We start from the raw sequence: 15,930 nt of genomic DNA on the forward strand, positions 1-15,930 counted from the left end.
GCCGTCCCCACGGCACGGCACGGTAGCGTCGGACCTGCCATGGAACTTGCCTACATTCCCAGCCCGTCGCGCGGGGTGCTGTACCTCGGCCCCATCCCGCTGCGCGGCTACGCCTTCTGCATCATCATCGGCGTCTTCGTCGCCGTCTGGCTCGGCAACAGACGCTGGGTCGCCCGCGGCGGGCGCAGCGGCACGGTCGCCGACATCGCGGTCTGGGCCGTCCCGTTCGGCCTGGTCGGCGGACGGCTGTACCACGTGATCACGGACTACGAGCTGTACTTCAGCCCGGGCCGTGACTGGGTGGACGCCTTCAAGGTGTGGCAGGGCGGCCTGGGCATCTGGGGCGCGATCGCGCTCGGCGCGCTCGGCGCGTGGATCGGCGCGCGGCGCCGGGGCATCCCGATGCCCGCGTACGCCGACGCCGTCGCGCCCGGCATCGCCTTCGCACAGGCCATCGGCCGCTGGGGCAACTGGTTCAACCAGGAACTGTACGGCCGTGAGACGCATGTTCCCTGGGCGCTGCACATCACCTCGTCCGAGGGCGGCCGGGTGCCGGGCTACTACCACCCGACCTTCCTCTACGAGTCCCTGTGGTGCATCGGTGTGGGCTTCCTGGTGATCTGGGCCGACCGCCGCTTCAAGCTGGGCCACGGCCGGGCGTTCGCCCTGTACGTCGCCGCGTACTGCGTGGGCCGCGGCTGGATCGAGTACATGCGCGTGGACGACGCCCACCACATCCTGGGCCTCCGCCTCAACGACTGGACCGCGATGATCGTGTTCCTGCTGGCGGTGGCGTACATGGTGGTGTCCTCGAAGCTGCGGCCCGGCCGGGAGGCCGTGGTGGAGCCGGGCGCCTCCGACGCCGTGGCCGACAGTACGGAAGAGGCTGCCGAGACCGATGCCGAGGTCAAGGACACGGACACGGAGAAGGCCGAGCCCGATGCCGCCGAGGAGGCTGCCGTAGAGGCGAAGGACGAGGCCGGAGCCGAGTCGGGGACGTCGAAGTCGACGACCTGACGGCCGGCTGTACGACACCGAGGGCGCCCTGACCGGGGCGCCCTTTGCGTGCGCCGTTTCCGTCTCCGCCGCCTCAAGGACCGTCCCCGCCGCCTCGGTCTCCTCCGGCGTGGGCGGGTAGGCCCGTTCGATCACCGGCAGCCGGCGGGGGTGGATCGCGGCGCGGCCCAGGAAGCCGAGGGCGTGGCCGTGGGCGCAGGAGGCGGCGAGCTCCGGCCAGGTCGCGGGTGTCGGGGTGGACCGACCGGGGCGGTGGTGCGAGCCCTGCCGCTCGGGCGGCGACGATCACCCGGGAGCGCGGCCAGTCGAGGCCGGCGTCGGCCCGTACCCCCAGGCCGGCCCGCAGATCCGCCTCGCCGAGCGCGATGCCCCGCAGGGCGGGGTGCGCGATGGCGACGGCGTAGGCGCGCTCGATGCCGAGCACCACAGGCCGACGCCGTCCTCGGCCGGGCCGTGTCTCCGGCAGGGGTCGGGCCGGCGCGGATGCTCGACCTTGATCACCTCGGCGCCGAAGTCACCGAGCGTCGGGGGGGTGTCGGCGTCCTCATGCGTGGTACTGGTCCTCGATCTCCGGGCGGTACGGCATCGACGCGGACGCCCCGGCCCGCTGGACGGAGATCGCCGCCGCGGCGGCCGCCCAGGACAGGGCCTCCCGCACCGGTTTCTCCTCGGCGAGGGCCACCGCGAGCGCGCCGACGAAGGTGTCCCCGGCGCCCGTGGAGTCGACGGCGGTCACCTGCGGCGCGGCGACGACGAGCGGTTCGGTGCCCCGGGACCGGTACAGGCAGCCGGTCGCGCCCAGGGTGACGACGACCTCCGGCACCAGCTCCAGCAGCGCGGCGGCGGCCTCGCGCGGGTCGGTGCGGCCGGTGAGGGTGACCGCCTCGTACTCGTTGGGCACCAACAGGTCGGTCGCGGCGAGGAGTTCGGGCGGCAGCGGCTGGGCGGGGGAGGGAGTGAGCACCGTACGGACCCCGTGCCGGTGGGCGGCCTGCACGCCCGCGACGACCGCGGCCAGCGGGATCTCCAGCTGGAGCAGCAGCGCGTCGGCGGAGGCGATCAGCCCTTCGTCGCCGGGGGAGAGGTGGTCGACGGTGCCGTTCGCGCCGGGGATGACGACGATCGAGTTGCCGCCCTCGTCGTCCACCACGATGTGCGCGGTGCCGGACGGGCCCTCGACCGTGCGCAGGAAGTCGGTGTCCACACCGGAGTGTTCGAGGGTGTCGCGCATCCGCAGCCCGAAGGCGTCGTTGCCGACCGCGCCGACCATCGAGACGGTGGCGCCGGCGCGGGCCGCGGCGATCGCCTGGTTGGCGCCCTTGCCGCCGGGGATCGTGCGGAACTCCCGTCCGGTCACGGTCTCGCCGCGCTGCGGGGCCTTCGCGACATAGGTGACGAGGTCCATGTTCGTACTGCCGAGGACGACGATGTGGGTCATGAGCGGGCCGTCTCCAGAAGGGTGAGGTGGGCGAGGGTGTCGAAGCCGGTGCCGTCGAAGTCGGCGACGGTGCTGGCGAGCCGGTTCTTCAGCGGGGCCCGCCAGTGCTCGGGGAGCGCCGCCGGGTCGCCGGCGAGGAGACCGGCGACGCTGCCGGCCGTGGCACCGTTGGAGTCGGTGTCCCAGCCCCCGGACACCGCACGGCGGATCGAGCCGGTGAAGTCGCCGTCGGCGTGGGTGAGGGCGGCGACGGTCAGGGCGGTGTTGGGGATGGCGTGCACCCAGTGGTGGGTGGGCCCGTACAGGGCGTGCAGCTCGTCCACGACCGGGTCGAAGTCCTCGTAGAAGTGGGCGAGTCGGAGTGCGTGGTCGATGGCCTGCGCGAGCCGGGAGCGGGGCGGGACCACGCTGCGGCCGGTGCGCAGACAGGCGTGCACGTCCTGGTCGCCGGTGGCGGCGGTGGCGATGACGGCGGCGGTGAACATCGCCGCGTAGACGCCGTTGGCGGTGTGCGTCAACGCCGCGTCGCGGTAGGCCTGTTCGGCGGCGCCGGCCGGGTCGCCGGGATTGGTCCAGCCGTGCACGTCGGCGCGGATCAGGGCGCCGATCCACTCGCGGAAGGGGTTGCGGTGCCGGGCCGTGTACGGGGGTTCGACGCCGGAGAGGAGGTTGCGGTAGGCGATGCGCTCGGCGGTGAACGTGCGGCCGGGCGGGAGCTCGTCCAGCCAGAGCCGGGCCACGTCCGCGGTGGTGAACGCCCTGCCGTGGCGTCGCAGGAGCAGCAGGTTCAGGAGGGGGTAGTCGAGGTCGTCGTCCTCCGGCATGCCGTCGATGTTCTCGGCGAGGGAGGTGGCGGCCGAACGGCGGTTCCAGGGGTGCTCGGCGAGCAGGTCGCCGGGTACGCCGACGGCGGTGAAGTACGTGGCGAGGGGCCAGTTGCCGGCGGCGCGGGCGAGGGCGCGCAGGGCGTCGAGGGGGAGCTTCTCGACGGGTTTGCCGAGCAGGCAGCCGACGGCCCGGCCGAGCCAGGCGGCTTCCAGGGCGGCGCGGGTGGTGGTGCCGCCGGAAGGGGCGGGCCACTGGGGGCACCGGGACCTGATCCGGTCCAGGTCCGTCGGCTCGTCGTCCGCCAGCCGGCTGGGCAGATCGGCCAGTTCGTCCAGCAGGTCCTCCGCCAGCAGCCGCAGATACCGGGACACCCGGTGCGGCGACGCCCCCGCCCGCTCCGGCGCGTCCGGGCCGCCGGCCGCCCGCCAGCGGGCCTCGATCGCCGAGGGCGACCGGCCGTCCAGCCGGGCCTGGCGCAGTTCGTGGCCGAGCAGGTCCTCCGGCTGGACCCAGGTCAGTCGGAGCATGCGGCGCCTCCGAGTGCCGTGACGGCCCGCTCGTGCGCACGGCGGCGGCGTACGTCCGCCGCGAAGATCTCGCGCGTGACCTCGGTGAGCGTGCGGGCCGGCGCCCACAGGTCGAGCCGGCTGGCCTCCGCGACCGTCTTCGCCCACTCCTCGGGGACGGGCGAGCCGAGGGCGCCCGCGAGGGCACCGGCCATCGTGGCGATCGAGTCGCAGTCGCGGCCGTAGTTGACCGCGCCGAGCACGGCGTGCCGGTGGTCGCCGCCGGAGACGAGCAACATGCCGAGCGCGACGGGCAGTTCCTCGATCGCGTGCAGCCGGGACGGGCGCCGGGCGCCGAGCGAGGGGGCGCGGTAGTCCGGGCCGACGGTGTCGTACGGGGCGACCGCCGTGCGCAGCGGGCCGAGCGCCGACTCGAAGTCCCGGTGCCGTACGGCGACTTCGCAGACCTTCTCGATCGCCTCGCGCGTGCCGTCCTTCGCCAGGGCGAGGCAGGCCGCGACGACCGAATCGGGTGTCGCGCCCGGGGTCGCGGCGGCGGCCACGGCCGCGGCGAGGACACCGGCCGCCTCCCGGCCGTACGACGACTGGTGCGCACCGGCGACGTCCAGCGCCTCGGCGTAGGCGGCGGCCGGGTTGGCGGCGTTGACCAGGCCGACGGGGGCCATGTACATCGCCGCACCGCAGTTGACGATGTTGCCGACGCCCGCCTCCCGGGGGTCGGCGTGAGCGTGGGCGAGGCGGGTCACCAGCCACTTCTCGGCGAGGAAGAGGCGGTGCAGGGGCAGGGCCTCGGCCTCCAGCTCCGGGATCCAGCGGGGGGTGGTCATCAGGTCCGGGACCAGGTGTTCGGCGACGGCGTACGCGTCGAGGTGGTCGCGGACGCGGGCGTAGACCCGGACCAGCGCATGGGTCATCAGGGTGTCGTCGGTGACGTGGCCGTCGCCCTTGTGGTACGGCGCGATCGGGCGGGCGGTGCGCCAGGCGTCGCCGTGCCAGGGGCCGACGACACCGTGCACGCGGCCGCCGTGGCGCTCGGCGATCTGCTCGGGGGAGTACCCCTCGACCGGGCCGCCGAGGGCGTCGCCGACGGCGGCGCCGACGAGGGCGCGCGTGATGCGTTCGTCGAGACCGATGGGATCTTTTTCATGAATTAGTTCTGTTTCACAGCTGAGTTCATGTTCTGTGATGCCATGGGACTTGATGGGCGTCATGCCCCGAATCATCCTCCTGGACGGGCCGGTTGTGCGGCTTCCAGGAGTCCGGCGAGTTCCACCAGGTCGGTGCCGGTGAGGCGGGGCAGGGCGCAGCCGGACAGGGTGCGGCAGGCGTCTCGCCAGGCCTGCGGAATGCAGGCGCCGCCGCCCAGCGTCCCGGTGAGGGCACCCGCGAGGGCGGGCGCCGAGTCGGCGACGCGGGACAGGCACGCGGCGGCGGGTACGGCCGTGTCGATCCGGCCGCTGGCCGCGGTGGCCAGAGCGAGGGCGACCGGCACGGTCTCCGCGGCGGCGATGCCGTAGCTGTAGACGTGGTCGACGATCTGGTGCTCCAGCAGCGGGACGAGGGCGAAGGCGGACTCGCAGCCCTGGGCGAGTGCCAGGGCGTGTCGCGCGTTGCGGCCGATCTCGGAGCCGGCGGGGAGCTCCGCGAGCGCGGCGTCCACACAGCGGTCCGTGCCGGCGCCGGTGAGGGCGAGCGCGAGCGCCGCCGCCATGGCGCGGGCGCCGTGCACGCCGTCGCCGTCCTGGGTGTAGCGGGCGTCGAACTCGGCGAGGGCGGCGGCGCGTTCGGGATCGCCGGGGTGGGCGACGGCGAGGACGCAGGCACGGACGCAGGCGGCGTCGTCGAAGTAGTGCGGGTTGTCGTGGCCGCTGGCGGGCGGGCGCAGGCCGGCGGCGAGGTTGCCGAGACCGGCGCGGACCGAGATGCGGGCGCGCAGCGGCAGCACGGCGGACTCGATCTCGGGTGCGCGCTCGGCCGCGGCGGCGACCTCCGCAGCCACGGCGGTCCAGGTGAGGTCGATGGCGGCTCGGGTACGACGCTCCCGGCTGAGGTCGCCGAGGACGTCGTCGTCGCCGGCCCGCAGCACCGCCTCCGCGGCGAAGGCCGCCCACTCGGCGTCGTCGGAGGGGCCGAGGCGCAGCGGCTCGGGCGGCTGGTTGAGGGCGATCGGCACCGGGAGGGTGGTGGTGGTGGTGTTCTGCTCCGCGAAGGCGTCCAGCTCGCGGGTGAGCCGACGGGTCCACTCGGGCATCCGGCTGGCCCGGTGCCGCGCGGCCGGCCACCCGGCGGCGTCCCCTGCGGCCAGGCCGAGCAGGAGCCCTTCGACACGGCGTGCGGTCATGCGGTGACCTCGCTGTCTGCCGGGCGTCCTGGGGTTGTGGTTTCGGGCGGGTGGCCGGGTGTTGTGCTTGGTGGAGCGGGCATCCGGCTGGCTCGGTGCCGGGCGGCCGGCCGGTCGGTGGTGTCTCGTGCGGCGAGGCCGGGCGGGAGTCCTTCGGCGTGGCTGTCTGCCGGGCGTCCTGGGGTTGTGGTTTCGGGCGGGTGGCCGGGTGTTGTGGTCGGTGGAGCGGGCATCCGGCTGGCTCGGTGCCGGGCGGCCGGCCGGTCGGTGGTGTCTCGTGCGGCGAGGCCGGGCGGGAGTCCTTCGATGTGGCGTGTGGTCATGACAACACCTCTGTGCCCGGGTACCCGAGCAGAGGGGGTCGTACCGTGGGGCGGGGTGGTCCGGGAGCGGGGGCCAGCAGTTCCGCCACGTCCAGGACGTGGTGGCCCGCCATCGACGGCAGGCAGCGGCCCCGGGACGGGCCGATCGCCGAGGACCAGTGGGCGGGGATCGCCGCCGCGCCCCGGGTCGCGCCCGCCAGGGCGCCCGCCACCGCCGCCGTCGTGTCCGCGTCGCGGCCCATGTTGACGGCCGTCAGGACCGACTCCCGGAAGTCGCCGTCGGCCGCCGCGTACGCGCCGAAGGCGAGGGCGACCGCTTCGGGCGCCAGGTCGGTCCAGGGATAGCCGCCGATGACCACCGCGCGGCGGACCGCCCGTTCGCCGCGGTGGGCCACCGCCACCGCACGCCGCAGCGAGCGGGCCGTCCAGGAGTCCTCCGGGATCACCGCCAGGGCCGCGGCGATCACCACCGGGAGCGGTGCGCCGGTCATCGCCGCCGCCACGCCCGCCGCCACCGCCTGGCCGCCGTAGATGCCCTCGCCCTCGTGGCTCACCGAACCGTCGATCGCCACGAGGCGGGCGGCCTCGGTGGGGCGGCCCGCCGCGAAGACGCCGAACGGCGCCGCCCGCATCGCCAGTCCGTCGCTCCAGGCGTGGCGGTGCTGGGCGGAGACGGGGGCCGCGAGGCCCCGGCGCAGGTTCTCCAGCGTGCCGCGCTCGCTGAAGCCGGCGCCGCGGAAGGGGCCCTCGGCCCGGTCGGCGATCCACTCGTGCCAGGCCGCCTCCGCATGCGCCGGGGTGAGCGCCGAGCCGTGCCGGGCGAGCAGCAGTCCCGAGAAGATCGCGTACTCCGTGTCGTCCGTCCCGCAGGGCTGCTCGGTGACGTAGTCCGTGATGCGGCCCCAACGGGCGCGGATCTCGGACGGTTTGAGATTCTCCGCGGGCGCGCCCAGCGCGTCGCCCACGGCGAGGCCGAGCAGCGCACCCCGCGCCCGTTCGCGCGGCCCGGCGGTGTCCCCGTCCCCGGCAGCCGGGACCGGGGGAGTGCAGGCGATCGATGCCATGGCGGGCTCCTTCGGCGAGACCACGAACACGCATTGCGGATGTGTCCCACCGGCCGCCGTCAGCTGTGCCTCCGAGCGGCTCCCGTCACCCACTCGGCATCTGAGCAAGATCATGCACGTATGAGCAAAGTCAGGTAAAGCCGCAGGTTAGCCCAGCCTTCCCTTGCTGGCGAGGATGAAATGATCGGCGTACCTTCGGTGTTGTCGAAGAATAGAACTCGTCCAAAGTTAGCTTTGGCTAAGCTATCCCGGGGGCTCCCATGGCCATCATCGAAACCGAGGCCGCGCTGCACGAGGCGCACCGCGACAACCACACGCACCGCGACGTGAACGGCGGCTGGCTGCGCCCCGCCGTCTTCGGTGCCATGGACGGCCTGGTCTCCAACCTCGCCCTGCTGACCGGCGTGGCCGGCGGCTCCGTCGGCCACCAGACGATCGTCATCACCGGGCTGGCGGGGCTCGCCGCCGGTGCCTTCTCGATGGCCGCCGGTGAGTACACCTCCGTCGCCTCCCAGCGCGAGCTGGTCGAGGCCGAGCTCGACGTCGAGCGCAGCGAGCTGCGCAAGCACCCGCAGGACGAGGAGAACGAGCTCGCCGCACTCTACGTCTCCCGGGGCGTCGAGCCCCAGCTGGCCCGTGAGGTCGCCCGACAGCTGTCCAGGGACCCCGAGCAGGCGCTGGAGATCCATGCCCGCGAGGAGCTGGGGATCGACCCCGGCGACCTGCCGTCGCCGCTGGTCGCGGCCGTCTCGTCGTTCGGGTCCTTCGCGCTCGGCGCCCTGCTGCCCGTGCTCCCCTTCCTGCTCGGCGCGACCGCGCTGTGGCCCGCCCTGCTGCTGGCCCTCGTCGGGCTGTTCGGCTGTGGTGCCGTCGTGGCCAGGGTGACGGCGCGGAGCTGGTGGTACAGCGGCCTCCGGCAGCTCGCGCTCGGCGGTGCGGCCGCCGGTGTGACATACGCCCTGGGCAGCCTGTTCGGAACGGCCGTAGGATAGCGCTACCGCTACTTATGCGATGGGCCGCATAAGTAGCCGTTACTCGCTGGTTTCGAATGCTTAACCACCGGGCATGAGCCGTAAGCGCCGCGGGCAACGACGCCTGTCGCACCCCCATGGGGCGAGTGAAGACGCTCTCCCCGCCCCCCCTGGGCCACCGGACGCCGATCCGATCGATCTTGTCCGCGATGGTCCCCTCGCCATGTCGCCGCCCCGCGCGGCACCGCCGCCACCGAGCGGTACCCCGGCCGCTCCCCGCGGCGCCCCGCCGTCACCGTGCGGCACCCTCGCCGTCTCGTGCGGCACCGCTGCCATGTACCCCGTGGCGTCCGCATGTTGGAACGCAGTATCCGGTTCCCGGGAACCGCTCCATCATGTAACCTGCACGAAATTTTGATCTCACGCAGAGATCACACGCAGAGGGCCAACGTCGTCCCTCGGCACCTGCCACATGCCACATGACGACGACGGGAGAGCCGATGCGTACGCCGCGCCAGCCGTCCCAGCACTCCGCGAATGGCCAGAACTGGTCGTTCATGGATGCTCGCCCTGCTGCACAGGGTATGTACGACCCCCGCAACGAACACGACGCGTGCGGCGTCGGTTTCGTCGCCACCCTCACCGGCGAGGCGTCCCACACGCTGGTCGAACAGGCCCTCACCGTCCTGCGCAACCTGGAGCACCGCGGTGCCACCGGCTCCGAGCCCGACTCGGGGGACGGCGCCGGCATCCTCTCCCAGGTGCCCGACGCCTTCTTCCGCGAGGTGGCCGGATTCGACCTTCCCGTGGCCGGTTCGTACGCGGTAGGCATCGCCTTCCTTCCCGAGGAGGGGACCGAGGACGCCGTCTCACGGATCGAGACGATCGCCGACGAGGAGGGCCTCACCGTCCTCGGCTGGCGCGCGGTCCCGGTCGCGCCCGAACTGCTCGGCGCCACCGCCCGCTCCACCATGCCGGTCTTCCGGCAGATCTTCGTGACCGACGGCGCCAGCGAGGGCATCGCGCTGGACCGCAAGGCCTTCGTGCTGCGCAAGCGCGCCGAGCGCGAGGCCGGTGTCTACTTCCCGTCGCTCTCCGCGCGCACCATCGTCTACAAGGGCATGCTGACCACCGGCCAGCTGGAGCCCTTCTTCCCGGACCTGTCCGACCGCCGCTTCGGCTCCGCGGTCGCGCTCGTCCACTCGCGCTTCTCCACGAACACCTTCCCGTCGTGGCCGCTCGCTCACCCGTACCGCTTCGTCGCGCACAACGGCGAGATCAACACCGTCAAGGGCAACCGCAACTGGATGCGTGCCCGCGAGTCCCAGCTGGTCTCCGACCTGTTCGGCAGCGGCGACCTCGACCGCATCTTCCCGGTCTGTACGCCGGACGCCTCCGACTCCGCCTCCTTCGACGAGGTGCTGGAGCTGCTGCACCTCGGCGGCCGGTCCCTCCCGCACTCCGTGCTGATGATGATCCCCGAGGCGTGGGAGAACCACGTCTCCATGGACCCGGCCCGGCGCGCCTTCTACGGCTTCCACTCCACGATGATGGAGCCCTGGGACGGCCCCGCCTGCGTCACCTTCACCGACGGCACCCAGGTCGGCGCCGTGCTCGACCGCAACGGCCTGCGCCCCGGCCGCTACTGGGTCACCGACGACGGCCTCGTCGTCCTCGGCTCCGAGGTCGGCGTCCTCGACATCGACCCCGCCAAGGTCGTCCGCAAGGGCCGCCTCCAGCCGGGCCGGATGTTCCTCGTCGACACCGCCGAGCACCGCATCATCGAGGACGACGAGATCAAGGCGACCCTCGCCGCCGAGCAGCCGTACGCCGAATGGGTCGAGGCCGGTGAGATCGAGCTGGGCGACCTGCCCGAGCGCGAGCACATCGTCCACACCCACGCCTCGGTCACCCGCCGCCAGCAGACCTTCGGCTACACCGAGGAGGAGCTGCGCGTCATCCTCGCCCCGATGGCCCGCGCCGGCGCCGAGCCGATCGGCTCGATGGGCACGGACAGCCCGATCGCCGCTCTCTCCGAGCGCCCGCGGCTGCTGTTCGACTACTTCACCCAGCTGTTCGCGCAGGTCACCAACCCGCCGCTGGACGCCATCCGGGAAGAGCTGGTGACGAGTCTGCGCTCGTCCCTCGGCCCGCAGGGCAACCTGCTCGACCCGACCGCCGCCTCCTGCCGGTCCGTCACGCTGCCCTTCCCGGTGATCGACAACGACGAGCTGGCCAAGCTCATCCACATCAACGCCGACGGCGACATGCCCGGCTTCAAGGCCGCGACCCTCTCCGGCCTGTACCGGGTCTCCGGCGGCGGCGACTCCCTCGCCGCGCGGATCGCCGAGATCTGCGCCGAGGCCGACACCGCCATAGACAACGGCGCCCGTCTGATCGTCCTGTCCGACCGGCACTCCGACGCCGAGCACGCGCCGATCCCGTCGCTGCTGCTCACCGCGGCCGTCCACCACCACCTCATCCGCACCAAGCAGCGCACCCACGTGGGCCTGCTGGTCGAGGCCGGTGACGTCCGCGAGGTCCACCACGTCGCCCTGCTGATCGGCTTCGGCGCCGCCGCCGTCAACCCGTACCTGGCGATGGAGTCCGTCGAGGACCTGCTGCGCGCGGGCACCTTCCTGAACGGCATCGAGCCCGAGAAGGCCATCAAGAACCTCATCTACGCCCTCGGCAAGGGCGTACTGAAGGTCATGTCGAAGATGGGCATCTCCACCGTCGCCTCCTACCGCGGCGCCCAGGTCTTCGAGGCCGTCGGCCTGGACGACGCCTTCGTCGAGAAGTACTTCAACGGCACCGCCACCAAGATCGGCGGCGTCGGCATCGACGTCATCGCCGGCGAGGTCGCCGCCCGCCACGCCAAGGCCTACCCCGCCTCCGGCATCGCTCCCGCGCACCGCGCGCTGGAGATCGGCGGCGAGTACCAGTGGCGCCGCGAGGGCGAGCCGCACCTGTTCGACCCGGAGACCGTCTTCCGCCTCCAGCACGCCACGCGCACCGGCCGCTTCGACATCTTCAAGAAGTACACGGACCGCGTGAACGAGCAGTCCGAGCGCCTGATGACGCTGCGCGGCCTGTTCGGCTTCGACTCCGGCCGCGCCCCGATCCCGGTCGACGAGGTCGAGCCGGTCAGCGAGATCGTCAAGCGGTTCTCCACGGGCGCCATGTCGTACGGCTCCATCTCCAAGGAGGCGCACGAGACCCTCGCCATCGCCATGAACCAGCTGGGCGGCAAGTCCAACACCGGTGAGGGCGGCGAGGACCCGGAGCGCCTGTACGACCCGGCGCGCCGCTCGGCGATCAAGCAGGTCGCCTCCGGCCGCTTCGGCGTCACCTCCGAGTACCTGGTCAACGCGGACGACATCCAGATCAAGATGGCCCAGGGTGCCAAGCCCGGCGAGGGCGGCCAGCTGCCCGGCCACAAGGTCTACCCGTGGGTCGCGAAGACGCGGCACTCGACGCCGGGCGTCGGCCTGATCTCCCCGCCGCCGCACCACGACATCTACTCCATCGAGGACCTGGCCCAGCTGATCCACGACCTGAAGAACGCGAACCCGCAGGCGCGGATCCACGTGAAGCTGGTCTCCGAGGTCGGCGTTGGCACGGTCGCGGCCGGTGTGTCCAAGGCACACGCGGACGTCGTCCTCGTCTCCGGCCACGACGGCGGCACGGGCGCGTCCCCGCTCACCTCGCTGAAGCACGCGGGCGGCCCCTGGGAGCTCGGCCTCGCCGAGACCCAGCAGACCCTGCTGCTCAACGGCCTGCGCGACCGCATCGTCGTGCAGACCGACGGCCAGCTGAAGACCGGCCGCGACGTGGTCATCGCCGCGCTGCTCGGCGCCGAGGAGTTCGGTTTCGCGACCGCGCCGCTCGTCGTCTCCGGCTGCGTCATGATGCGCGTCTGCCACCTGGACACCTGCCCCGTCGGCATCGCCACCCAGAACCCGGTGCTGCGCGACCGCTTCGCCGGCAAGGCCGAGTACGTGGTGAACTTCTTCCGGTTCATCGCCGAGGAGGTCCGCGAGCTGCTGGCCGAGCTGGGCTTCCGCTCCATCGAGGAGGCCGTCGGCCACGCCGAGGTCCTCGACGTCCAGCGCGCCGTCGACCACTGGAAGGCGCAGGGCCTGGACCTGGAGCCGCTGTTCCACGTGCCGTCGCTGCCCGAGGGCGCCGTCCGCCACCAGCTGATCTCTCAGGACCACGGCCTGGAGAAGGCGCTCGACAACGAGCTGATCAAGCTCTCCGCCGACGCGCTGAGCGCGGGCTCGGCCGAGGACGCCCAGCCGGTGCGCGCCCAGGTCGCCATCCGCAACATCAACCGCACGGTCGGCACCATGCTCGGCCACGAGGTGACGAAGAAGTTCGGCGGTGCGGGGCTGCCCGAGGACACCGTCGACATCACCTTCACCGGCTCGGCCGGCCAGTCCTTCGGCGCGTTCCTGCCGCGCGGCGTCACGCTGCGCCTGGAGGGCGACGCCAACGACTACGTGGGCAAGGGCCTGTCCGGCGGCCGGATCGTCGTCCGCCCGGACCGCGCGGCCGACCACCTCGCCGAGTACTCGACCATCGCGGGCAACACCATCGGCTACGGCGCCACCGCCGGCGAGCTGTACCTGCGCGGCCGTACCGGTGAGCGGTTCTGCGTCCGCAACTCCGGCGCGCTGGTCGTCTCCGAGGGCGTCGGCGACCACGGCTGCGAGTACATGACCGGCGGCCACGCGGTCGTCCTCGGCCCGACCGGCCGCAACTTCGCGGCGGGCATGTCCGGCGGCATCGCGTACGTCATCGACCTCGACCGCGACAACGTCAACGTCGGCAACGTCGAGGCCGTCGAGGCGCTGGACGACACGGACAAGCAGTGGCTGCACGACGTCGTGCGCCGCCACGCCGAGGAGACCGGCTCGACGGTCGCTGAGAAGCTGCTCGCTGACTGGGACGCGGCCGCGGCCCGGTTCAGCAAGATCATCCCCAGCACGTACAAGGCAGTGCTCGCCGCCAAGGACGCCGCCGAGCGAGCGGGTCTCACCGAGACCGAGATCACCGAGAAGATGATGGAGGCGGCGATCAATGGCTGACCCGAAGGGCTTCCTGAACCACGGCCGCGAGGTCGCCCGCACCCGTCCCGTCGGTGAGCGCGTCAAGGACTGGAACGAGGTCTACGTCCCCGGCTCCCTGCTGCCGATCATCAGCAAGCAGGCCAGCCGCTGCATGGACTGCGGCATCCCGTTCTGCCACAACGGCTGTCCGCTGGGGAACCTGATCCCCGAGTGGAACGACTACGTCTACCGCGAGGACTGGGGCGCCGCCTCCGAGCGGCTGCACGCGACCAACAACTTCCCGGAGTTCACCGGTCGCCTCTGCCCGGCCCCCTGCGAGTCGGCCTGTGTGCTCGGCATCAACCAGCAGCCGGTCACCATCAAGAACGTCGAGGTCTCGATCATCGACAAGGCGTGGGAGACCGGGGACGTCGCCCCGCAGATCCCCGAGCGCCTGTCCGGCAAGACGGTCGCGGTCATCGGCTCCGGCCCCTCGGGTCTCGCCGCCGCCCAGCAGCTGACCCGGGCCGGCCACACGGTCGCCGTCTACGAGCGCGCGGACCGCATCGGCGGCCTCCTGCGCTACGGCATCCCCGAGTTCAAGATGGAGAAGCGGCACATCAACCGCCGTATCGAGCAGATGCGCGCGGAGGGCACCCGCTTCCGTACCGGCGTCGAGATCGGCCGCGACATCAACGCACGCGACCTGAAGAAGCGGTACGACGCGATCGTGATCGCCGCCGGTGCCACCATGGCCCGCGACCTCCCGGTCCCCGGCCGCGAGCTCAAGGGCATCTACCAGGCCATGGAGTTCCTGCCGCTGGCCAACAAGGTCCAGGAGGGCGACTACGTCACGGCGCCCGTCTCGGCCGAGGGCAAGCACGTCGTCGTGATCGGCGGCGGTGACACCGGCGCGGACTGCGTGGGCACCGCCCACCGCCAGGGTGCGGCCTCCGTCACCCAGCTGGAGATCATGCCCCGCCCGAACGACGAGCGGCACCCGACCGGGCAGCCCTGGCCGACCTTCCCGATCCTCTACAAGGTCACCTCGGCCCACGAGGAGGGCGGCGAGCGGATCTACTCCGCCTCCACCACCCACTTCGAGGGCGACGAGGACGGCAACGTGCAGTGGCTGCACCTCGCCGAGGTCGAGTTCGTCGACGGCAAGCTGACGTCCAAGCCGGGCACCGAGCGCAGGATCCCGGCCCAGCTGGTCACCCTCGCCATGGGCTTCACCGGCACCGACCGGGAGAACGGCCTGGTCGAGCAGTTTGGTCTGGACCTCGACGAGCGGGGTAACATCGCCCGCGACGCCGACTTCCAGACCAACGTGCCGGGTGTGTTCGTCGCCGGTGACGCCGGCCGCGGGCAGTCCCTCATCGTGTGGGCGATCGCGGAGGGCCGCTCGGCCGCCCGCGGTGTCGACCGCCACCTGACCGGTGCCAGCGACCTGCCGGCCCCGATCCGCCCGACGGACCGCGCCCTGGCGGTCTGACCCCGGACCCCACGGGTCCCCTGCAGACGTCCCGTACAACGGCGTACGGAACACTGACGACGCCTGCCCGACTGTCCCCGACCGGACGCTGGGCAGGCGTCGTCGCATGTCCGCACAGCCGAGGGGAAAGCATGACCGCGATCAGCCTGCGCAAGGTGGAGGAGACGGCTCCGGCGCTGGTCAGCCTGTACAAGACCGCCGGCGTGTCCCTGCGCGAGCACGGCCTGGACGGGCAGCGCGCCGCCGTCTACCTCGTGCTGGACCACTCCGGCTCCATGCGGCCGTACTACCAGGACGGCAGCGTCCAGGCGCTCGCCGACCGGGTGCTGGGGCTGTCCGCGCACCTGGACGACGACGGGCGGGTGCCGGTGGTGTTCTTCTCCACGGACGTCGACGCGGTCACCGACATCGCCCTCGACCGCCACGAGGGCGCCGTCCAGCGGATCGCGGCCGGGCTCGGACACATGGGGAAGACCAGCTACCACCTGGCGATGGACGCCGTCATCGACCACTACCTGGACAGCGGCGCCACCGACCCCGCCCTGGTCGTCTTCCAGACCGACGGCGGCCCGATCAGCCGGCCCGCCGCCGAGCGGTATCTGTGCAAGGCGGCGAAACTCCCGCTGTTCTGGCAGTTCGTCGGCTTCGGCGACCCGGGCAGCCGGCAGTTCGACTTCCTGCGGAAACTGGACGAGCTGGCCGTCCCCGGCAAGCGGATCGTGGACAACGCCGGCTTCTTCCATGCCGGCGAGGACCCGCGGCGCCTGTCCGACGCCGAGCTGTACGACCGGCTCGTCGGAGAATTCCCGCAGTGGCTGGCCGCCGCCCGAGCCGCCGGGATCGTCCGGCCGCCCGCCGCCTGAACCGGCCGC

At 72.5% G+C, this 15,930-nt stretch carries 10 protein-coding genes and 2 pseudogenes; 5 read left to right on the plus strand and 7 right to left on the minus strand.

The genetic code is table 11. The annotated features are described in order from the left end of the window. The first annotated feature begins 39 nt into the window (after positions 1-39). Entirely contained in the window at positions 40-1,017 is a 978-nt protein-coding gene (lgt, locus tag BIV25_RS29310) for a prolipoprotein diacylglyceryl transferase (protein ID WP_071375460.1), read from the plus strand. 57 nt (positions 1,018-1,074) lie between these two features. Here the strand turns inward: lgt and BIV25_RS47845 are convergent. The 7 genes and pseudogenes from BIV25_RS47845 to BIV25_RS29335 all read right to left on the minus strand — a co-directional run. Next, a pseudogene (locus BIV25_RS47845) lies at positions 1,075-1,438 on the minus strand (aldolase/citrate lyase family protein); the annotation flags it as partial. A 2-nt stretch (positions 1,439-1,440) separates the two neighbouring features. After that, positions 1,441-1,539 (minus strand): annotated as a pseudogene (locus tag BIV25_RS49660) (CoA transferase); the annotation flags it as partial. 22 nt (positions 1,540-1,561) lie between these two features. Then, positions 1,562-2,455, minus strand: coding sequence for a ribokinase (rbsK, locus tag BIV25_RS29315; protein ID WP_071375461.1), 894 nt, complete (start codon positions 2,453-2,455; stop codon positions 1,562-1,564). Then, positions 2,452-3,810 carry an ADP-ribosylglycohydrolase family protein gene (locus tag BIV25_RS29320; RefSeq protein WP_071375462.1) on the minus strand — a complete coding sequence of 453 codons (1,359 nt, stop codon included), beginning with the start codon at positions 3,808-3,810 and terminating at the stop codon, positions 2,452-2,454. Before BIV25_RS29320 ends, rbsK begins: the two co-directional genes overlap by 4 nt. Continuing rightward, positions 3,798-5,021, minus strand: coding sequence for an ADP-ribosylglycohydrolase family protein (locus BIV25_RS29325; protein WP_071375463.1), 1,224 nt, complete (start codon positions 5,019-5,021; stop codon positions 3,798-3,800). The genes BIV25_RS29320 and BIV25_RS29325 overlap by 13 nt, the downstream gene beginning before the upstream one ends. Before the next feature lie 8 nt (positions 5,022-5,029). Continuing rightward, complete coding sequence (locus BIV25_RS29330) at positions 5,030-6,151, minus strand: ADP-ribosylglycohydrolase family protein (protein WP_071375464.1); 1,122 nt, start codon at positions 6,149-6,151, stop codon at positions 5,030-5,032. 319 nt (positions 6,152-6,470) lie between these two features. After that, a complete protein-coding gene (locus tag BIV25_RS29335; protein WP_071375523.1) occupies positions 6,471-7,538 on the minus strand; it encodes an ADP-ribosylglycohydrolase family protein in 1,068 nt (355 codons plus the stop codon). A 260-nt stretch (positions 7,539-7,798) separates the two neighbouring features. On the opposite strand from BIV25_RS29335, the gene BIV25_RS29340 reads away from it, so the two are divergent. The 4 genes from BIV25_RS29340 to BIV25_RS29355 all read left to right on the plus strand — a co-directional run bounded on the left by BIV25_RS29340 (position 7,799) and on the right by BIV25_RS29355 (position 15,921). Continuing rightward, positions 7,799-8,530 (plus strand): VIT1/CCC1 transporter family protein, encoded by a 732-nt coding sequence (locus tag BIV25_RS29340; RefSeq protein ID WP_071375465.1) that lies wholly within the window; start codon positions 7,799-7,801, stop codon positions 8,528-8,530. A gap of 479 nt (positions 8,531-9,009) precedes the next feature. Further along, positions 9,010-13,602 carry a glutamate synthase large subunit gene (gltB, locus tag BIV25_RS29345; RefSeq protein ID WP_177235458.1) on the plus strand — a complete coding sequence of 1,531 codons (4,593 nt, stop codon included), beginning with the start codon at positions 9,010-9,012 and terminating at the stop codon, positions 13,600-13,602. Further along, the gene (locus BIV25_RS29350; RefSeq protein WP_071375467.1) at positions 13,595-15,058 is read left to right on the plus strand and encodes a glutamate synthase subunit beta; all 1,464 of its coding nucleotides are present in this window, start codon (positions 13,595-13,597) and stop codon (positions 15,056-15,058) included. Before gltB ends, BIV25_RS29350 begins: the two co-directional genes overlap by 8 nt. Before the next feature lie 131 nt (positions 15,059-15,189). Next, positions 15,190-15,921 (plus strand): VWA domain-containing protein, encoded by a 732-nt coding sequence (locus BIV25_RS29355; protein ID WP_071375468.1) that lies wholly within the window; start codon positions 15,190-15,192, stop codon positions 15,919-15,921. Positions 15,922-15,930 lie beyond the last annotated feature (9 nt).

This window comes from Streptomyces sp. MUSC 14 (assembly GCF_001866675.1).
Lineage (GTDB): Bacteria > Actinomycetota > Actinomycetes > Streptomycetales > Streptomycetaceae > Streptomyces.